This is a genomic window from Chryseobacterium pennae, from assembly GCF_003385515.1.
Taxonomy (GTDB): Bacteria; Bacteroidota; Bacteroidia; order Flavobacteriales; family Weeksellaceae; genus Chryseobacterium; species Chryseobacterium pennae.
This window is the reverse complement of record NZ_QNVT01000021.1, coordinates 1-19,840: the sequence shown is the minus strand read 5'-3', so window position 1 is coordinate 19,840 and position 19,840 is coordinate 1. Positions and strand designations below refer to the sequence as shown.

Here is a 19,840-nt window from a genome sequence, read left to right as displayed (position 1 = left end):
TTAAAATTAATTTCTTAAAAAAGATGAATATAACAGTATTTTTTGATAGTAAAGAAAAAAGGGATAAGATTTATCAGATAAAATTGAATGAAAAATGTAACAAATATTATTTCAGACTGTCTTATTATAAAAAAGCAGGGAGTTACTTAATCATACAACTGTTGTTGAATAGATAACAATTTTCTATTATAAAATATTGATTTTCAATTTTGAATTTAATGTATTAACCAGGTTGCAGAAAACTAAAGGGAGTATGTTATTTTTCATATTCACATGATTTTATATAAGCATTGATGATATAAATTATGTATATTTATAATATAGATTGACACAAAAATCAATAAAATAATATTTTCTGTTCATCTATTAAGGCATGTGTAGGTAGGTATGCGTTTTAAAGGGGAAATAAAAGCTGGCCATTATTAAAAATAATACAACATATACAACAGTCATAAGAAGGCTGATGGTCTGTGCATTAAGCATAGGTCTGTTGCTATGCGCTGTTTCCTGTAATAAAAATATTCAGGATAAAGAAAAAGACAATTTTGATACTGCGCTGATAAAAAAGAGTTCAGATCTACAACTTTCCGGAGAATATGAAGCACTTATTGAACTGAATATCGATTATCTGAAAAAAGCTGCGAAAATGGGATATAAAGAGGGAATAGGTCTTTGTTATCTTAATATGGCAGAGGTAAGTATATCTGCCGGAAATTATGAAAAAGCGCTGTTTTTTTTCGATAAAGCGGAAAAAGATCTTAAAAACTCAGAAAATGGCTTTCATAAAGCTGTATTTTATGATGATTATAGCCAGTATTATGCTCATCTTAAATTATATGATAAGGCTATAGAATGTAATAATAATGCATTTCTTTACCTGAAAGAAGCAAAAGACTCGGAACTCAAAAAGAAACTGCTTTCAAGACTGTATATCAATAAAGGAAGTAGTTTTGCTTTTAAAGGCTGGTATGGGACATCGCTAAAGTCTTTTCTGAAGGGGAATAAATTAGAAAACTCAGCTTACAGCAACTGTATGGTTGCCCAGTATTATCTGTTCAGACATCAGCCGGATTCTGCCGGAATTTATATTGCAAGGTCTGAAGAGAAGATGCTCAATGAAAAGACCAGTGATGCAGAATCTCTTTGGGTATATTACACCATGGGATACTATTATAATGAAATTAATAATAATGATCAGGCAGAAAAGGCACTTAAAAAAGCACTGGAAATCAATATAAAAACAAGGCGTACATATTCTTCACATATCAATAATGTATATAAATCTCTTGCAGAGCTTTATAAAAAGAAAAATGATGGTGGTAAGGCTTATTATTATCTGCAAAAATATATGGAAGAAGAAGGGCGGTTGGATGTTGCCCGAATAAATACAATGAATAAAGCCACAGAAAATTTTATCTCTGAAATGAAACCGGAATCGGATTGGCATAGAAGCGATCTGCCTTTGGCTATTGCATTATCCATTACTGCACTTACCGTTTCCGGGATATATGTAAAGAAAACAATTCGGGCTCAAAGGCTGAAAAAAAGAGCTCTAAAGGAAGAGACAGAGGAACTTAAGAGCCATGTTAAAACAAAAATGCTAAAAGAGGTTACTGAGCTTGCTAAGAAAAATGATTCTGCATTTCTGATGAAATTTAAAGAACTGTATCCGGATTTTATAAATGCTCTTCTGAAAATTAATCCGGATCTTGAGAACTCTGAGCTGGCTTTTTGTGCCATGTTGAAATTTCATTTTTCATCCAAAGAAATTGCAGATTATACGTTTGTACAGCACAGGTCTGTACAGCAAAAAAAATACAGGATTAGAAAAAGGCTTAATATTCCGGGAGAAGAGGATATTTATGACTTTTTTGATAAAATAAATAGTTGAAAAATAAAATTTATATAGATAATTTAAAGAAAATGTAACACCACAAGTCCGGAAAAATCATTTTTTAATCTTAATTTATACATCATTTAGTTAAAGGGAAAAACATTATGGTACGCATTCTTCTTTTTGTTTTACTCATTCTTTTGATTTCCTGCAGCCCTGATTCCAGGAAATATGAAAAGAATTTTGATATTCCCTTAATGAAGCAGAATGAAGAGTTTCGTCTTGCCGGTGAGTACGACTCTCTGGTTAATCTTAATAAAAAATACTATAGAAAAGCAGAAGAAATTGGGTATAAAGACGGTAAAGCGTTATGCTATATTAATTTAGCTCAGGTTAATATGTCATTGGAAAATTACCAAAAATCCAATATTCTGTTTAATAATGCTCAATACATTCTGAGAGACTCCGATAATTCTTTGCATAAAGCCATATTTTATAATAATTATAGCCGGCTCAATTTTGAATTGGGAAGAGTGGATAAGGCTTTCGAGTATAACAAAGAGGCATTGAATAATATTGAGAAAAGCAAAAATTCTGAATTGAAAAAAGCAGTTCTTTATAATATCTGCTTACGACAGGGGATTTGTTACAGTCACAAAAAAAAATATCAGCCTGCGTTGGAGTATCTTCATAAAGCAAGAGCTCTGGATCAGGATGGGATTGTAGGGAGTGTTATAGGAGATTACATATACATGCATAGGAATAGAGATTCTGCCTATAAGTATATAACAAGAGCCTACAATAGAATGATTGAGTCCAAAAAAGTAGATGCTAATGCCCTCAATATTCATACGGTGATGGGGGAGTATTATATGGCTTACGGAGAATATGATAAGGCTGAAAAAGAATTTCTGACAGCTTTGGAAATTGATAAGAAAACCAGGCGCATCTTTGCACAGTATACCAAATATATTTATAATGACCTGAGATCTTTATATGCATCAACCGGGGATAAGGAAAAAGCCTATTTTTATCTGAGTGCATATACGGAAGCCAAAAACAAGACCAATACTGCTTTACTGGCAACCATCAATCAGGATATGGAGTCCTTTATTTCAGAAGCAAAAAATGATACTTCAAAACATAGAAGTAAGGTACAGTGGGTTGTTTTTCTGTCTCTTGCAGGATTTTCCATGTTGGCTATATATACATGGAGAATCATCAATACATTAAGACGAAGAAAGGCGGCTCTGAAATCAGAGGCTGAAAATCTTAAGAACCGGATTAATGATAACAGGCATGAAGAGATCATTGAGATGGCCAAAAGGAATGATCCTGAGTTTCTTTCCTGTTTTAAAGAAGTATATCCGGGATATATAGAGCAGATTTTAGAAATTAATCCCGGGCTTGAAAATTCAGAATTGGTTTTCTGTGCCATGCTGAAACTGCATTTCAGTTCCAAGGAAATCGCCAATTATACGCTTGTTCAGCATAGGACTATTCAACAGAAGAAATACAGGATTAGAAAAAAAATGAATATTCCTACCGAAACAGATATTTATGTTTTTTTTGATAATATCAGTTGATTAATTGCTTTTTTAAAATACCTCACCATTAATAAGTATGATGTTCCGCATTTTTCCTTATATATTCCTTCTTTTTTTTATTTCATGCAGTTCCGACAACCGAAAGTATGAAAACAGTTTTGATATTCCGTTGTTGGAAAAGAATGATAGATTCCGGAATTTGGGAGAATATGATTCTCTCGTCAATCTGAATAAAAACTATTACAGACAGGCTGAAGAGATGGGCTATGAGGAAGGAAAGGCATTATGTTACGTGAATCTGGCAAGAGTAAATACAACTTTGGAGAATTATCAAAAAGCACAAATCCTTTTTGAAAACGCGGATGCAATTTTAAAAAAATCAGACAATAATCTACATAAAGCTGTATTTAATAGCAATTATGCCCGTTTTAATGCAGAGCTTAGAAGACTAGATCAGGCTCTTCAAAATAATGCGAAAGCAATAAAGTATCTTGAAAATGATCAAAAATCTGCATTTGCCCGAAAACTTATGGCAGAAACTTATGGCTATAGTTCAGATTATCTTAATTTGAAAAAAAGACATAAAGAAGCAACTTTATACCTATATAAAGCAAAAAGCATTGATCATTCAAGGCGGGTCAATTTATTTTTTGGAAATCATTATACCAGTTTTGCTGAATTGAAATTGGATTCTGCTGAAATATATTTACGGAAAATTATTGAAGATCCAAATCCGGAGGTCGCTATGGATGTAGATGCTCTTGCAGCAAATACAATATTGGGAGAGGGCTATATTCAAAAGAAACAGTTTGATAAAGCAGAGGCAGCCTTAAACAGGGCTTTAGAAATTGATAAGAAAACGAGACATATTTATGCTCAGTATACCAAGTATATCTACAATGATTTAAAGTGGCTCTATGAGGATAAAGGAGATAAAGATAAGGCATATTATTATTTACAGCTCTATGCGGATGCCACAGATAAAACCAATAGCGCATTGCTGAGAACGATTAACCAAGATATGGAGTCTTTTATTCTGGAAGCAAAGAAAGATTCGGAAAGACATGAAAGAAATATAAGATGGGTTATTTTCCTGTCTGTTGCTGGTCTTTTTCTTTTGGGAATCTATACCTGGAAGGTGATCAATATCCTGAGAACGAAAAAGAAGAACCTTAGACTCGAATCAGAATCTTTAAAAAACAGAATAAACAATAAAAAAGATGAAGAAATTATGGAATTGGCCAGAAACAATGATCCTGAATTTCTCAATCAGTTTAAAGAAGCATATCCGAAGTTCATCAGTAATCTTTTAACTATTAATCCCAATCTCGAAGACTCTGAGCTGGCATTTTGTGCCCTGCTGAAAATGCATTTTTCCTCCAAGGAAATTGCCCATTATACCCTTGTTCAGCATAGGACGGTTCAGCAGAAGAAGTACAGAATCCGGAAAAAACTCAATATCCCGACAGAAACAGATACGTATCATTTTTTTGATGATTTAACGTAGTATAAAAAAAACTGCCTGATTCATCACATCAGGCAGTATTCGAAATGTTTTTTTTCGCCATTTGGCTTTCTCTGTTCAAATTTGAAAATTTTTAATCAAATACTAAAAAAAAGGACTACTACACGAGTACTACAGCAGTTTTTTTAGGATTAAATGTCTATAAATTAATGCTTTGGGCTTTTGTTGTGTTTTTGTGTTCTGATCTTTGAAAATTTTAAAAAAATAGCTTTATTACTCTGGCAGATGTGATATATCATGAGCGTTATACAATGTTTTGTATCATTTTTCTTTATGTATTTCCTTAACCTATTTTGTTAATCAGTAATATTTATTTTTTTATTTAATTCTTTTGCTTTTTTTTGTAATGTATTGTAATACAGTATTTTGTTGTGATGTTGTATGGGTGTAGTAGGTTGTTTTTTTTCTTTTTTGGAATAAAAATATAGATTTGTAAGTCTTCTGTAATATGATATGATTGAACAATTGAGGTTTTTTATGTTTTATGAGTTGTTTATGTTGTTTTTATTTAAATAATTCATAATTCATATTGATGATTGATTGTTTTTCATAAAAGAATGATCTACTTAAAAAAACAAAAAAGCATAAAATAAAATCTATGAAAAGAAAAGTATTATTGATAAGTGCATTAGCTATGGGAATGGTATGTGCTTATGGACAAAGGTGGGAACCAACTTCACAAATGAGGTCTGAAATCAGAAAAGAAGTTGAAGTACAACATTCTTACAAATTAGATTTACAGTCATTACGAGGCCTTTTAAAAAATGCTGTGGAAACCGGAAAAGGCGCACAGGCAGTGATTGTTTCTTTACCTACTGCAGAAGGAAAAATTGAAAGATTTGCTGTGTACAGCGATCCGGTAATGGAGAAATCTATGGCCGATCGATACCAGTTGGGATCTTATGTAGGAACAGGAGTAGATGATCCATCTAAATATTTACGATTCAGTACTTCTCCTACAGAAATGCAGTCGATGATTATCAAAGATGGTGTGTTTCAGTTTATAGAACCTATTACTACCGATAAGAAGGTATATGGAGTTTTCTATAAAACAAAAAGAACAGAAGGAGAGCATGGATTTGAATGTACAACAGAAGAGAAAAACCTTAAAGATATAAAGGCATTAGAGGTTAATGGAAAAAAAAACCTTTCTAATATTAATGCCGGTATTACCAACAGACCTGCAAGTACAAGATTCAGGACCTATAGACTCGCGTTAGCTGTGACAGGAGAATATACGAAAAAGTTTGACCCTAATGGAGGAACTACTAATACTGTAGCACAAATGAATGCCACCATGAACCGTGTCAATGGAATTTTTCAGAAAGATTTCGGGATTAGACTGATTATCCAGGATCTTCCAAATATCATATATACAGATCCTGCAACAGATTTTTATACTCCTCCTGCAACAGATAATGATCCTTCATTTAACCTTCAGCTCCAGCAAATGCTGACTCAGGATGTAGGAAATGAAAACTATGATATGGGACATGTATTTCATGCAGTAGGAGGAAATGGTAGTGCAGGATCAATTGGGTCTACATGTGTTAACCCTACAGCAGCAGAACCTTTGGCAAAAGGATCTGCATTTACTCAGATGGATAATCCAGTAGGAGATGCGTTTGATATTGATTATGCTGCTCATGAAATGGGACATCAGCTGGGAGCTAACCATACATTCTCGCATAAATCAGAAGGATACGGAGCAAATGTTGAACCTGGAGGCGGAACCACGATAATGGGATATGCCGGGATTACCGGAGATAATGTTCAGATGGTGACAGATGCTTATTTTCATTATTTCTCTGTTGGCCAGGTGTTAAATAGCCTGGATAGTAAACAGGGCTGTGGAACATCACAGGATATCGTAACCAATACAGCTCCTGTAATTTTACCTTTACCTTCTTATAGTATTCCCAAGGGGACTGCCTATTACCTGGAAGCTTCTGCTACAGATGCAGATCCTATTAAGTATACCTGGGAACAGTATGACAGTGTAGATGCCTTTCATTCAGTTTCCGGCGATATCGGTTGGGGATATAATGCTCAAGGAGCATTGACAAGATCTTATTTCGGAACAACAAGTGGACGAAGATATTTTCCAAGCCTTCCTATAGTAATGTCTGGAAAGTTGACTGATAAAACAAAATGGGAAAGTGTTTCTTATATTCCTAGACTTCTTCATTATGCTGTAACTGTTAGAGATGAGAATACTACTCCTATGCTGGTATCTGCCGAAACTAGTGTGGATGTTAAAGAAGATGGTCCTTTCACATTTAAAGGTCTTAGTGATGCTACAATATTTTATAATAATGCTGTCAATACTATTGCATGGGATGTCGTAAATACTAATAATGCCCCCTATAACGTAGCTAATGTAAAAATAGAATATACAACAGATCTTGTTAACGGATCATCTTGGACAGAACTTGTAGCTTCTACACCTAATACGGGAAGTTATACCACTCAGATGCCTTCAGGAGTAACAGGACCCATTAAACTGAAAATTTCTGCCATTGGAAATATATTCTACGCGGTATCTCCTAAGATTACTATCGGAGCAGCGCCAACATCCACTACAGATGCACCAACCGGAGTGTCTGCCATTGATGCGGAAGTATTGAAAACATCAGCAGTTATAGGCTGGAATGGCGTTCCGGGGGCTACCTATTCTGTTAATTACAGAAAAACGGGAACTACAAACTGGACAAATATTCCAAGTACTACCAATTCAGTATCATTAAGTGCCCTTGAGGATGAAACCAATTATGAGGTTCAGGTGGCTGCAGTAGTGAATACAGTGGCCGGAACATTCTCCTCTCCTTATGCATTTAAAACGAAAGGATTAAAAACCGGAGTAGATTATTGTTTAATGGGAACCGGAGGCAACAGTTTTGCAAATTTTGCACTTAATACCGGCTTAGCTAAACTAAACCTGGCGAATTTAGACTATTTAGATGCAACTTATAAAACTATTTTTAGAACCTATTTGGACTATAGCGAAGATGCAGACAAATTAATTAATCTAACAAAAGGATCATCGTTCACATTATCTTACATTAATGTAGGTAATGAACTTGAATCCGATAGTTATCCTGATACTATAGAAGTATGGATTGACTATAACAGAAATGGTATTTTCGAAGAATCAGAAAAAATTGGTTCCAATAGTGGGGCTACAGACAGTGATGCTCTACATGCAGGAACAATGACTTTTACTGTTCCAGCCAGTGCTTATGCAGGAGATAAGACCTTAAGAATGAGAGTGGCCAGTACTTCTTTCAATACAGCAAGCGGACCTTGTGGTTTTCCAACTTATACAGAAGGAGGAGAAACCTATTCATATGGTTCATTTAAAGATTTTCCGGTTAAAATTTCAGAAACATTAGGAACAGATGAGGTAAGAGGTACAAAACCGGCAGAAGTATCTATCTATCCTAACCCTGCCGATACTTTTGTAGAAGTGAAAAACCTAAAAGGTAAAGCAGATTACAAAATCTATTCTGCGGACGGAAGATTAGTTCAGGAAGGTAAGATTGATGGTCAGAGAATTAACGTAGCTTCTTTAATAAAAGGAATGTATGTAGTTACCATCAAAGATGATAAAAATACTTACAATACGAAGTTGATTAAAAAATAAAACACAAATGAATCTCCAAAATCAGGATCTTAAGGAGAGAAAAACTATTTATTTTTAAAACGAAAAAATGGCTGCCTTGAGGGAGGCAGCTTTTTTTCATGAGTACAAATATGATACAGTAAGGAGACTGAAAGCAGGACATTATTAAATCCTCTTAAAGAGCTAGGTCTGGAGCATCCAATAACCCTTCAAGCCTTTCTTCCTGTTTGTTTCAATGTCCTTTAAAGAATTCCAGCATGGTTGCTAAAGCTGTTTCAGAATGCATCCGTTCTCCATTTTCAAGAGAATCTTTGGTAGCAGCTGCAGCTCGTTTTCTCATCGTAATTTCATACTGAGAAATAGCTTCCTGTAAAGTACTGTAATGGCTATTTGTTAAATGTTCACTGAGTTCAAGAGCATCAAGCATCGCCATATTAGCCCCTTCTCCTGCAAACGGAGGCATCACATGAGCGGCATCACCTATTAATGTTACATTAGATCTTGTTTCCCAGGTCTGATCTAAAGGCATAAAGTAAATAGGACGGGGAATGAAAGGAATTGTGGCTTTTTCAAACAATTCGTACCATATTTCACTCCATTCCGGATATTCTGTTTTAAACCATTGCAGGATTGCCGTATTATCAGAGAAATCCAGCCCGCTGTTTATTGTCCAGTTTTCATCAGCTTTAAAACTTGCATAAAAACCAAGATCACCATTGCCTTTCTGTCCCATCAGAATATTCTTAGATTTTCCGAAAGCCATTATTTTTCCACCGTTAATCAATGCATTGATATGGGGCGCATGTTCTTTTGAAACAATTCCTTCCAGCATTATAACTCCCGAATAAACCGGTTTCTGTTCTGTAAGGTAGGGGCGGATCTTAGAATGAGCACCATCTGATGCAATCACAAGATCAGCATAAGCCGATGTTCCGTTTTTAAAATGAAGCATCCAGCCATCATTTTGAGGTTCCATGGATAAAAAATGACTGTCCCAAACAACGGTTTCCGGTTGAAGAGAGTCCAGCAGCATATTCCTCAACGGTCCACGGTCTATTTCAGGACGGAAATGTTCGGTACCAAAATCTTCCTCTGGCTTGGTATCATGGTCGCTGAACAGTATTTCTGCCTGTTCATTCACAATGAGCATTTTATCTGCACCCGGACGGAATGTTTTCTTAAACTCTTCTAATAATTCGGCTTTGCGTAGGGCTGCCAGCCCTGAATCTTCATGCATGTCGAGAGGAGAGCCCTGCACACGGGCTTCTTTATTAAAATCTCTCTCATATACTTTTACGTTTGCATTTTTCAGCTGCAAAAGTCTGGCCAGTGTAAGTCCGGCAGGGCCACCGCCAACGATGGCTATTGATGTATTGTCTATCAGCATTGTATTTAAATTTTACAGGACAAAATTACTGCCCCTTCAATACTGATAATAGTATAAATCGGTCGTTTTTGTTTTTTGATAATTCTTTGGGCGCAACACCTGAAAATTTCTTCACTTCCTTAATGAAATGATTCTGGTCTGTATAATTAAGTTCCGGAAATAATTTACCCTTTGCAATATGTTCCAGAGAAGCCCTGAAACGCAAAATAGTAGAGTAGGCCTTTAAAGATAAGCCCAATTGTTTTGTGAAATAACGGTTGATCTGTCTGCTGCTCCAGCCTATCTTTTCTGAAAGGTCTTTTACGCTAATTTCTCCTCTTGAAGCATACATAAGTTCAAAAAGTTGATGTTTTCTCTCATCTGTTTTCTGAGGAACCAGTTCCCGTATTTTTTGTATGGCTTTTGTACAGCAAAGCCCAAAGTCCTGTAAATCCTCAGCCTTAAATCCCCAGAAATCCTGCGGAAGCTTCTTTGCTGTATTTAATACATCAGCAATGGTTGTATTTAAAATATATTCCACAGCAATAGGTTTGAAGCTCACTACAAAAGCCTGGGTTTGGGGTAGGATCTGTCTTTGTTCAGGATAGGTTTCCAATCCGATCAGGGCAACATGAAAAGGTTCTGAGGGAGACTGCATGAAAAATAGATCAACCCTTCCATCCGGAATAATAACAACTTCCTTAGCTTCATCAGAATGATTATGGAATGTTCCCAAATTTTCCACAAAATCTGAAATACTCTGATCCGGTTCAATAAAATGAAACTGAAAATCATGGTCCATAATGAAAAGTAGCAGTATTCTTTAATAGATTGAAGTTACAAAAATAGGCTAATAATTAATATATTAGCTAATGGATAGCTGTTTTTAAGCTGCGAATTCATAAATAAATAATTTGTATTCAGCTCAAAAGTCTATGCCTCTATGTTGTTTAATTTTTTTTAACTACATAGGGACATAGCGTAAGTTTATTTGTGAATTCGTGGCATATAAAGATAAAGCAGTATTCAATTTTATCGGAGATAAATCTTTGCGCCTTAAAAAGATATAACATTTACATTCTTTTGCGCCCTTTGCATTTTCCAACAAAAAGCCCGGAATGTAAAAAACACCCCAGGCTTTATCAAGATTAAAAATAAGTTTAAAAAGAATATCCCACAGAAGCCGTTACATTTCTGGGAGCTCCAGGGAAGGCCCGTGTATAATCGAACCCGCCCAGGAAATAATATTTGTCGAAAATATTATTGACATTCAATGCCATTTTCATTTTTCCGATATGATAGTAAACTGCCGCATTTATAGTCGTATAAGATGGCCATTCTCCCCAAAGGGCGCTTCCATTGCTGTCTTTTCCGATGCTGTTATCCATACGTCTTGTATCTACATAATACATTCCGGCACCAAAGCCAAGTCCCTTCACAGCAGAGGTTGAAAAAACATATTTCATCCATAAACTAGCCATGTTTTTAGGTGCTCCAGGCAGAGCTTGTCCTACTTCTGAAGCAATGGAAGAAGACTTTACCTCCGTATCATCATAGGTATAGTTGGCCATAATCTGAAACTCTTTGGTCAGCTGTCCGCGAATATCCAGTTCAATACCCTTTGATACAGCTTCTCCTGATTGTCTGTATACCGGAAATCCTGTTGTACTGATTTCCCCTGTTGCAATCAGCATATTTTGGCGCTCAATCTGGAAAAGGGACAGATCCATTTGTAATTGATTCTTAAAGAACCCCGTTTTTAGCCCTGTTTCAATCTGGAAACTGTGTTCTTCAGTGAAAGGTTTGTCAGCACCATAATCCTGATAATTCTGGATAAAATTAGCCCCAACCGGCGCAAATCCCTGTGAATAACTTGCAAAATAATTAACCTGATCGTTAATCTGATATGTCAGCCCAATACGGGGCAGCCATGCATTCTGAGTGGCATGAAAACGGTCTTTACCACTTACTGTTTCAGAATAATAATGCTCATGACGCAGTCCCACAATAAGTTTTAATCGGTCTGCAAATGAAATCTGATCCTGCACATAGATTCCGGTAGTTTTATATGGACTTAAAAAAGGATAATTTCCTTGAGATAACCATACATAATTACCCAGATCATGAGTTGTATAAGTAGGATTATTAAGGTCGAATGTTAATGGAACAATTTTACCATCTATTCTCTGTTGCCTTGCTTCACGCTGCTGATTGTTACTGTCTCCTTCATATTGGGCATAATCTACCCCGGCTACGATATGGTTTTCGATTTTGTGCCCCGTAAGATCCCATTTCAGATAAACTACGGAATTATCAGTATAATCTTTTCCATGACGGTCAAAGAAACGCATATTCATGATCGTATTATGGGGAACATCAGCATAGCTGTTCAGGGTACGATGTTCATTCACATCTTCCTGGTAGATGGACTTCATGTAGCTGGCATTCAATGAAAGGTTGTGGGTAATGCGCTGGCTCAATCTTGCACTGAACGACAGTGTTTTGGTATTATAAAAATCCGATGGCTGACTTAAAGTAAAAGAGCGGTCCAGGGCATAAAAGTCATTGTTTCTCAATCCCATCCCGCGGTCAAGATATCCATGAAACTGATCATATACAAGGTCTATATCTACCTGAGTTCCATCCAATGGTTTAAAGGTAAAAGACGGAGCGATCATAAAGTTTTTCTGCTGATTCACATTTCGGAAGGTCTTGCTGTCTTCATACCCTGCATTCAGGCGGTACAGAATTTTCTTTTCTTTATCCAACGGTCCTGTCAGATCAATGCTTGTACGGATAGTCTGGAAACTGCCGACGGAGAAGTTAATAGAACCCTTTTGTTTGTCTAAAGGCTTTTTAGTCACCATATTGATCGTTCCTCCGGGAGTTACATCTCCGAATAATGAAGCACCGGGACCTTTTAAAACGGAGACACTTTCCAGGTTGATCGTTAAAGGCGAACGGTAGTAGCTGTTTCCATAACTATATCCTGACCGCAGCCCATTCACAAGACGAATTCCGGTTTCGTAGCCACTTTTAAAACCACGAATAATAAGATCATCGTAAGAAGAGGCTGTGGTTACTCCTGCCAGATCCTGTACAACATCGCGGGTGGTGTATGCCTGCTTGTCCTCCATAAACTCGCTGCTGACAATAGAAACTGATTGTGGAAGATCCTTTAGATTTCCCGAAAATTTTCCACCCAATTCCAAATTATTGGTAAGATAGGAGTTATTTCTGCGGGCTGTAATCAAAACTTCCTGAAGATCCGTTTGATTTTCCACCAGCCGAATTGTGATTCCGTTTTTATCATCATAAGACAAAGAATCCAGCGTCATATCGGATGCTGAATAACCTTTGGCATCAATCATTAACTGAGCCGGGTACCGAACCGGAGTTTCAAACTGGAACTTCCCGTCTTTACTTGTTGTGGTGACAGTTCCCTGGTTAATGGAAACCGAGGCATTAGAAATTATTTTTCCCTCCTGATTCAGTACTTTTCCGAAAATAGAATGGGTTTCCTGCGCTGACAGAGTAAAAGGAAGTAAGAGCATTATACCATTGATGTACAACGCTTTTTTGGTGGTATGTTTCATTGTATGTTTCTACGCTGTTGTAGTATTTATTATTCTGCGGAAATCATTAATTCCATGTGAAGAGTAGGATAAGTGCCTTCGTAGCAGGATTTCAGAAGTTTAAAATCCTGTTTTAGCCAATAATCATAAGCTCCCTGCAGAAAAGGATGGGTATGCAGATATAATCTTTTTATATTTTTCTGCTGTGCGGTTTTAGCCAGTTCCTGAAATAAGAGAGTAGCAATTCCTGCTCTTCGGTATTCAGGATTAACAAATAGTCTGGCGACTTCTACGGTTGTTTTTTCATCAATATCCAGATGAGGAAAACGATAATCAAAAGGCATCATGCCGATCGCCCCTATCAGTTTCCCATTGGAAGTCCGGGCCTGTAAAAAAGCTCCAGTGGGAGAGTGCAGGTAATTCTGTTCAAAATTGACAAGATCCTTAGGTACAATCAACGGATCCAGTAAAGGATACAACTGACGTCTGAATTCCATGACATAGGGAAGTACTTCAAATACCTGATAATCCTGTACCAATGAAATTGTTATTTCTTCATGATTTTTCATATATTTTATTTTAATTGGGGCGCAAACATTGGGGTTCCCTGATTATCCAGGGCAAGTAGCGGAACTTCATAGGTCTCTTCAAGAAGCTGCTTTAATTCATCTTTCTTTAATGACTGAACAGCAACCAGTTCATGATGACGCATCACAAAAAATTCATCACCGAACAGAAAAGCAAGATTGGGATCATGCATGACACATAAAACCGTAGTTCCTTCACTAACCAGCTGACGAATGACTTCCAGTACAGCGACTTGGTAATGCAGATCCAGATGATTGGTGGGTTCATCCAGCATCAGTATATCCGGTTTCTGAACCAATACCCGGCACAGTAGCACCAATTGACGTTCTCCACCGGAAAGAGAAGTGTAGGGTTTATCTTTTAAATGAATTAAATTAAATTTTTGAAGGATGGTTTCTACTTCCTGATAATCCGACTGTCTGGGTGAAAATTTTGAAAAAGAAGCTCTACCGGTTAAGATCACATCAAAAACCTTAAAGGGAAAAGTGGTCTGATGAAACTGGGTTAAAAATCCGATACGGACAGGTGAGGCAGTTCCTATTTTTATTTTTCGACGTTCCTTATCGGCAATCCATACGTTTCCTTTGTAGTTCTTTTCCAGTCCGGCAATGATCTTAAATAAGGTTGATTTACCACTTCCGTTTCTTCCCAGAATAACGGATAATTTTCCTTTTGGAAATTTTGCATTGACCTGGTTCAGAACCTGGTCTTTTCCATAATCAAAAGAAAGCTGTTCTATATTAATCACACTGTTCATGAGTTCCAGTTTATAGCGTTTCTGCGCATTAAATAAATGAAAATAGGAGCTCCGATAATCATCGTAAAGACCCCAATCGGAATTTCAAAAGGCATTACTGTACGCGAAAAATCATCAATCAATAATAAAAATGCTCCACCGATACTGATATTAGCCCAAACGGTGATGCTGTTGTTCGGTCCAAAGATCATTCTGCTGATGTGAGGAACAATCAACCCAAACAGGCTGATGACTCCAACGGCTGCCACAGAGGAAGCTGTAATCATGGTTGCTACAGCCATCAGAATTAGTTTTAAAACTGTTGGGTTAACTCCGACTGCCATAGCTTCATGGTCTCCTAAGGCTAAAAGATTGAGCTTCCATCGAAGAATAACAATCACTGTTAGACCGATAAGGATCGGAAATACTGCCGTATAAACTTTCTGCCAGGAAGCAGTATGCAGATTTCCCATGGTCCATTGTACAATTGCCTGTAATTTATAGGGATCACTCAGATACTGTAAAACAGTAAGGAAAGCTGTAAATACTCCGGATACGATCATTCCGGCAAGAACCATACTGACAATGGATGTTTTGGCTCCGGCATATGAGACAAGATAAGTAATGACCACTGCCACGACTCCGAAAACAAATGCCGAAATATTAACTGCCATTACAGGAAATAACATGGCCAATGCTGCACCGAATGCAGAACCTGAAGAAATTCCCAATGTAAACGGATCAACAATAGGATTTCTGAAAACAGCCTGCAGAACTCCTCCGGCAGAGGCCAGAGAGGCTCCTACCAGGAAAGTAAGGACAATCCGTGGTAAACGTACCTGCCATAAGATCGTATGCAGGCTTCCCTGAAGAGCCGCTTCATCTTTAGACATACCCAATTCCAGAGTGATGTGATGAAACAGCTCACCCATACCAATATTCTGGCTGGAACCTATAATCAGTGAAACAAACACAAGCAGAACCGGCAACAGTATTAATAAAGAGATTGTTTTAATGCTTTTAATCATCAGATCAATCCTTTTTTACCATAGATCATTTCAAAAGCTTTTTTTACATCCTGATCCAGCTGTTCCTGCGTATATTCAGGCATGCACCAGTGACGGAGCTGTTTGGCAAACAACATAAACTTCACGGTATGCGGATCGTACGGAAATGATGGAGACATCACAAAGACCTGTTTGTTTTTTACAGCAGGAAGCGCTTCCAATTCCTTAAGGCTATAAACATCCGATAGTTTTGAATTCCAGAGAATAATAAGATCGGGATTCCATTTGTACATGGTTTCGGCACTTATATTGGGTGCTTCTACCGGAACAGGACAAGCATTCTGAGCCCCGGAAAGGGTAATTGCCATATCAATAAGGCTTCCTTTTCCTGAAGTGGACATAATACGCCCTTTCGACCAGGCATAGTAGATCTTTTTAGGAGAAGCAGTCTGAGAAACTCTCATTTTCTTTACTTCTTCAGCAACATATCCTGTCACTTCCTCAGCCCGTTTCTGCTTTCCAAGTAGTTTTCCGACATTTTTTAATTCCTCAAGAATCTTTTCATCATTTAAAGAAGAAAAAGTAAATACCGGAATGCCAAGATTTTCAATTTGATTGATATTATCCTGATCTGTATTGAAGGTTAGTACTAAATCAGGTTTCAACCCAACAATACTTTCCGCATTACTGGACTGTCCGCCAAAAGTAGGAGTGGCAATGCTTTTATTTTTAATACGGTCATCAAGCTTGGAAAGAAAGCTGTAAGTGTCTTCCATTTCATAGATCTGTTGGGGAATTCCTACAATTTTTTCACCTGCCTGAAGCATATAAACATCATCTACCAATGCATTGTATAAAACAACAACCCGCATGGCTTCATGAGGAAGAGTAATTTTTTTACCTCTGCTGTCTGTTGCAGATACTTCCGCATTAGCTGAGGTTTCTTTAGTATTGGAATTTTGAGGATTATTACAGCTTTGTAATGCTAATAGCAGAGCCGAAAATCCTGTAATAAACAGACTTTTAATTTTCATGTGTTCTATTTTTTGCCAGATATCGTAAGGATTGATGGGATAAAAGCTGGGCATCAGTGAGCTGAATACGGGCTCCATATCTGAAGAACAACTGTTCATAGAGTCTTCCGTCATAAGGCACGGCAAACTGTTGATTGAGGGTCAGAAATACCGGCAGATGCTGATTCCCGATAAAATAACAGAAGTCTGCCGCTTCAGCTTCATTTTCTGTGGGAAAACTTATGGTAAGACAGGTTTTAAAGTGAATGGTAGCAATCAGTTGTCCATTATTGTATAAGCTGTCTCCCTGGTGCCATTCCTTGATATTTCCTAATCTCAGTTCCAAAACCAGCCCGGATCTGGTGGTCCGGGTTAGTTTTTGTTTTTTGTTTTCAAACCATTCGAGTTCCAGAACGTCAGAGGCAGGATCATTTAGATGCAATCCACTTTTTACTTCATCAATTACGACTGGCTGTACTGTATTCATATTAAGCTTCTTTAGCGCTTTCTTTTTTTAGTTTTACTTTTTCTTTCAGCCAGTTGCACCATTCGTCAATTCCGTCGCCGTTTAAAGTGCTGATAGTCATTACTTCAAGGTTAGGATTTACTTCATGGGCATCTTTTGTTACCGTTTCTACAGAGAATGGAACGTAAGGAAGTAGATCTGCCTTGGAAACAAGCATCAGTTCACTGGTTAAGAACATACGAGGATACTTTTTAGGTTTATCATCTCCTTCGGTAGAAGCCAGAAGTGTAACACGATAATCTTCTCCAAGGTCAAATGCTGACGGGCAAAGAAGGTTTCCTACATTTTCGATGAATAATAAATCCAGACCTTCTAAATCGATATGATCTAAGGCCTGAAGAATCATCTGAGCTTCAATGTGGCACATTCCACCGGTTACAATCTGCAGGGCATTGATTCCTGCTTCACGCATTCTGATCGCATCACGTTCTGTTTCAGGATCACCCACAAGGATTGAAATATTAAGCTCCTGAGCCAGTCTTTTTCCGGTTTCCTGCATTAAAGTTGTTTTCCCGGATCCCGGAGATGAACATACATTGATGACACAAACATCCTTTAAACGGTCTCTGATGGCTTTGGCTACAAAATCATTAGCCTTTAGTAAATGTAGAGTGGTATTATCACACTGAACCGATCCTACGCGGTTTCCTAAACTTTTTGGATTAGCTGTTGACATATTAATGGTCTTTTTGTTTAAAAATTACTTTTGAAATAAAGAGTTCGTTTCCCTGAACAATATTTGCGGAAGGAGTTCCGCAGTCTTCGCAGACAAATTTGTGGTACCTGACCTGGAAATCTTTGTTGCATTGGCTACAGTGAGCAATGATATCGTTAACGAGCACTTCAAGTTCCATTTCCTGATAGTACGGATGGTCGGTAATGAAGGCATCAAACGCATTCTGAATCAGGACAGGCTGAACATTGGATAACAGTCCTGCCGTTACCTGAACCTGCTGAATATCCTCTACTTTAGCGTCATAATGCTCTTCTAAAGTGTCAAAGATATCCTTCACTATACTTAATTCATGCATAGCTTATATTTTTATAGGTGAAACTGATTACCTGAATTTTTCAGATAATCTTAATGAAAAAAATAGATGTAAAACCTTTTCTGAATGGAGTCTACAGAGCTGTATTTATAGCGTAAAGTTTTAAATTATGGAATAAAAGGTATTTGGGAAGATGATAATGATGTATCAATTCTGTTTCAGAATTCATTACCATGTTAGAGTGTAAGGTAGATCCCCATGAAAACATTTCTTTTTCAAAAAGGACGAAAGGCAACTCAAAAAAAATCTTATCAGCATCAAAATCATTTTCAGCGATAGACGCGATGAACAAAAGGTCATGCTGCTGAACAGAATTAGATACTTTAAAACTTATTTGATTCTCTGAAGAACGAACAGAAGTATTACTTTTCTTGTGGTTGGCAAATCCCAGTAGTAATGTAAAAAACAGGACAAGCATGAAAGTAATTGATATGTAAAGAGACTTCTTCATTGAGTATAGCAAATTTACATCATTTTAGAGTTCACCTTCTTACCAAAAACCTTTTAAAAATGTTCAAAATCAGGACGGAATAGACTTGCTGAAATAACACTAGGTTTATGTTTTTTTAGTGTGTTTTGGTTGTTATTCTGTTGTAAATCAGAATTTTGTATAGGGTGTGACGAAGTTTTGATATTTAGTGAGAATGTTGAAAAAAATGACTTATTCAGTTTGAATATAAAAAAGAGTAAATTTGATAGGTGTTCCTGTATGAGATGCTCATTTACTTTAAAAACAATCACAAAATGAAAATATCCCAATACCTGTTTATCCTGTTTTTTATGTTGGTTTCTATGGCTGCATTTGCTCAGAAGAAGAAAAATAAAAACATGGCACCGCCACCTCCTAAAAAAGTAGAATATGCTTCACCCACTCCCAAAAAACCGGAGAGTTTTATTACAGAAATGGATGGTAATACAGCATTCAGATGGAAGAATGAGCCTGAAACATTAACCACCTTTACTCCTGATGATCTTGTGGAAAGAATCTATGACTTCAGTGGAATGTATGCCGTACGTATTATTTCCAATTATCCGCTTGATACAGTAAGTTTTAAAAAGGCGGATAAAGATGATGATCGTATAATTCTTCTTGGGTATACTGTAAAATATGATGACTATGATACCATCGAACTGAAAGGAAATAAAATGACGATTTCTGATAAAAAAGATCCTAAAAAGGAAAAAATAACCCTTGACGTAACAAAAAAGGGGAATAAAATTATCAGAATCAAAGAAGTAAAGACATGAAGAGTGTTTGATCAGTCAGAATATTCTCCATCACCATCGATATAAAGGTTTTTAATCATAGATTTTAGCTTTTGATGCCACGAATGCGCGAATGAAAAAGGATTAGTGTATTCTAAGACATATGCAAATTATATCTTGTTAAATTTACAAAAGGTTCCTCTCTTTTTACCACAGCAAATATTCTATAGATCAGTTTGCAACATA

At 36.7% G+C, this 19,840-nt stretch carries 16 protein-coding genes; 5 read left to right on the top strand and 11 right to left on the bottom strand.

Annotation, left to right across the window (positions count from 1 at the left end; genetic code table 11):
* Window positions 1-463 precede the first annotated feature (463 nt).
* The 4 genes from DRF65_RS19140 (at window position 464) to DRF65_RS19125 (ending at window position 8,549) form a co-directional block, all read left to right on the top strand.
* The gene (locus DRF65_RS19140; RefSeq protein ID WP_115972354.1) at window positions 464-1,891 is read left to right on the top strand and encodes a tetratricopeptide repeat protein; all 1,428 of its coding nucleotides are present in this window, start codon (window positions 464-466) and stop codon (window positions 1,889-1,891) included.
* Window positions 1,892-1,998: 107 nt separating this feature from the next.
* Window positions 1,999-3,420 carry a tetratricopeptide repeat protein gene (locus DRF65_RS19135; RefSeq protein ID WP_115972353.1) on the top strand — a complete coding sequence of 474 codons (1,422 nt, stop codon included), beginning with the start codon at window positions 1,999-2,001 and terminating at the stop codon, window positions 3,418-3,420.
* A gap of 37 nt (window positions 3,421-3,457) precedes the next feature.
* On the top strand, window positions 3,458-4,888 hold the full coding sequence (locus DRF65_RS19130; RefSeq protein ID WP_123947392.1) for a tetratricopeptide repeat protein: 1,431 nt from the start codon (window positions 3,458-3,460) through the stop codon (window positions 4,886-4,888).
* A 616-nt stretch (window positions 4,889-5,504) separates the two neighbouring features.
* Window positions 5,505-8,549 (top strand): reprolysin-like metallopeptidase, encoded by a 3,045-nt coding sequence (locus tag DRF65_RS19125; protein ID WP_115972351.1) that lies wholly within the window; start codon window positions 5,505-5,507, stop codon window positions 8,547-8,549.
* A gap of 211 nt (window positions 8,550-8,760) precedes the next feature.
* Here the strand turns inward: DRF65_RS19125 and DRF65_RS19120 are convergent, their stop codons facing one another.
* From DRF65_RS19120 to DRF65_RS19070, 11 genes are all read right to left on the bottom strand, one after another.
* Entirely contained in the window at window positions 8,761-9,915 is a 1,155-nt protein-coding gene (locus DRF65_RS19120) for an FAD-dependent oxidoreductase (RefSeq protein WP_115972350.1), read from the bottom strand.
* 25 nt (window positions 9,916-9,940) lie between these two features.
* Complete coding sequence (locus tag DRF65_RS19115; RefSeq protein WP_115972349.1) at window positions 9,941-10,696, bottom strand: helix-turn-helix domain-containing protein; 756 nt, start codon at window positions 10,694-10,696, stop codon at window positions 9,941-9,943.
* A gap of 358 nt (window positions 10,697-11,054) precedes the next feature.
* Window positions 11,055-13,490 carry a TonB-dependent receptor gene (locus DRF65_RS19110; protein WP_115972348.1) on the bottom strand — a complete coding sequence of 812 codons (2,436 nt, stop codon included), beginning with the start codon at window positions 13,488-13,490 and terminating at the stop codon, window positions 11,055-11,057.
* Between the two features lie 29 nt (window positions 13,491-13,519).
* Window positions 13,520-14,038 carry a GNAT family N-acetyltransferase gene (locus tag DRF65_RS19105; RefSeq protein WP_115972347.1) on the bottom strand — a complete coding sequence of 173 codons (519 nt, stop codon included), beginning with the start codon at window positions 14,036-14,038 and terminating at the stop codon, window positions 13,520-13,522.
* Window positions 14,039-14,043: 5 nt separating this feature from the next.
* The gene (locus DRF65_RS19100) at window positions 14,044-14,814 is read right to left on the bottom strand and encodes an ABC transporter ATP-binding protein (RefSeq protein WP_115972346.1); all 771 of its coding nucleotides are present in this window, start codon (window positions 14,812-14,814) and stop codon (window positions 14,044-14,046) included.
* The gene (locus DRF65_RS19095) at window positions 14,811-15,821 is read right to left on the bottom strand and encodes a FecCD family ABC transporter permease (protein ID WP_115972345.1); all 1,011 of its coding nucleotides are present in this window, start codon (window positions 15,819-15,821) and stop codon (window positions 14,811-14,813) included. Before DRF65_RS19095 ends, DRF65_RS19100 begins: the two co-directional genes overlap by 4 nt.
* On the bottom strand, window positions 15,821-16,834 hold the full coding sequence (locus DRF65_RS19090; RefSeq protein ID WP_115972344.1) for an ABC transporter substrate-binding protein: 1,014 nt from the start codon (window positions 16,832-16,834) through the stop codon (window positions 15,821-15,823). The genes DRF65_RS19095 and DRF65_RS19090 overlap by 1 nt, the downstream gene beginning before the upstream one ends.
* Window positions 16,824-17,300: an urease accessory protein UreE gene (locus tag DRF65_RS19085; protein ID WP_115972343.1), complete on the bottom strand. Its 477-nt coding sequence runs from the start codon at window positions 17,298-17,300 to the stop codon at window positions 16,824-16,826. The genes DRF65_RS19090 and DRF65_RS19085 overlap by 11 nt, the downstream gene beginning before the upstream one ends.
* Before the next feature lies 1 nt (window position 17,301).
* Window positions 17,302-18,015 carry a hydrogenase nickel incorporation protein HypB gene (hypB, locus tag DRF65_RS19080; protein ID WP_115972342.1) on the bottom strand — a complete coding sequence of 238 codons (714 nt, stop codon included), beginning with the start codon at window positions 18,013-18,015 and terminating at the stop codon, window positions 17,302-17,304.
* Window position 18,016: 1 nt separating this feature from the next.
* The gene (locus tag DRF65_RS19075; RefSeq protein WP_115972341.1) at window positions 18,017-18,370 is read right to left on the bottom strand and encodes a hydrogenase maturation nickel metallochaperone HypA/HybF; all 354 of its coding nucleotides are present in this window, start codon (window positions 18,368-18,370) and stop codon (window positions 18,017-18,019) included.
* 91 nt (window positions 18,371-18,461) lie between these two features.
* On the bottom strand, window positions 18,462-18,839 hold the full coding sequence (locus DRF65_RS19070; RefSeq protein ID WP_123947391.1) for a hypothetical protein: 378 nt from the start codon (window positions 18,837-18,839) through the stop codon (window positions 18,462-18,464).
* 293 nt (window positions 18,840-19,132) lie between these two features.
* On the opposite strand from DRF65_RS19070, the gene DRF65_RS19065 reads away from it, so the two are divergent.
* Window positions 19,133-19,636, top strand: coding sequence for a hypothetical protein (locus DRF65_RS19065; protein ID WP_123947390.1), 504 nt, complete (start codon window positions 19,133-19,135; stop codon window positions 19,634-19,636).
* The last annotated feature ends 204 nt before the right edge of the window (window positions 19,637-19,840 follow it).

Coding starts and splice junctions, on each gene's coding strand:
- DRF65_RS19140 (WP_115972354.1), top strand. CDS start 464: ATGGTCTGTGCATTAAGCATAGGTCTGTTGCTATGCGCTGTTTCCTGT.
- DRF65_RS19135 (WP_115972353.1), top strand. CDS start 1,999: ATGGTACGCATTCTTCTTTTTGTTTTACTCATTCTTTTGATTTCCTGC.
- DRF65_RS19130 (WP_123947392.1), top strand. CDS start 3,458: ATGATGTTCCGCATTTTTCCTTATATATTCCTTCTTTTTTTTATTTCA.
- DRF65_RS19125 (WP_115972351.1), top strand. CDS start 5,505: ATGAAAAGAAAAGTATTATTGATAAGTGCATTAGCTATGGGAATGGTA.
- DRF65_RS19120 (WP_115972350.1), bottom strand. CDS start 9,915: ATGCTGATAGACAATACATCAATAGCCATCGTTGGCGGTGGCCCTGCC.
- DRF65_RS19115 (WP_115972349.1), bottom strand. CDS start 10,696: ATGGACCATGATTTTCAGTTTCATTTTATTGAACCGGATCAGAGTATT.
- DRF65_RS19110 (WP_115972348.1), bottom strand. CDS start 13,490: ATGAAACATACCACCAAAAAAGCGTTGTACATCAATGGTATAATGCTC.
- DRF65_RS19105 (WP_115972347.1), bottom strand. CDS start 14,038: ATGAAAAATCATGAAGAAATAACAATTTCATTGGTACAGGATTATCAG.
- DRF65_RS19100 (WP_115972346.1), bottom strand. CDS start 14,814: ATGAACAGTGTGATTAATATAGAACAGCTTTCTTTTGATTATGGAAAA.
- DRF65_RS19095 (WP_115972345.1), bottom strand. CDS start 15,821: ATGATTAAAAGCATTAAAACAATCTCTTTATTAATACTGTTGCCGGTT.
- DRF65_RS19090 (WP_115972344.1), bottom strand. CDS start 16,834: ATGAAAATTAAAAGTCTGTTTATTACAGGATTTTCGGCTCTGCTATTA.
- DRF65_RS19085 (WP_115972343.1), bottom strand. CDS start 17,300: ATGAATACAGTACAGCCAGTCGTAATTGATGAAGTAAAAAGTGGATTG.
- hypB (WP_115972342.1), bottom strand. CDS start 18,015: ATGTCAACAGCTAATCCAAAAAGTTTAGGAAACCGCGTAGGATCGGTT.
- DRF65_RS19075 (WP_115972341.1), bottom strand. CDS start 18,370: ATGCATGAATTAAGTATAGTGAAGGATATCTTTGACACTTTAGAAGAG.
- DRF65_RS19070 (WP_123947391.1), bottom strand. CDS start 18,839: ATGAAGAAGTCTCTTTACATATCAATTACTTTCATGCTTGTCCTGTTT.
- DRF65_RS19065 (WP_123947390.1), top strand. CDS start 19,133: ATGAAAATATCCCAATACCTGTTTATCCTGTTTTTTATGTTGGTTTCT.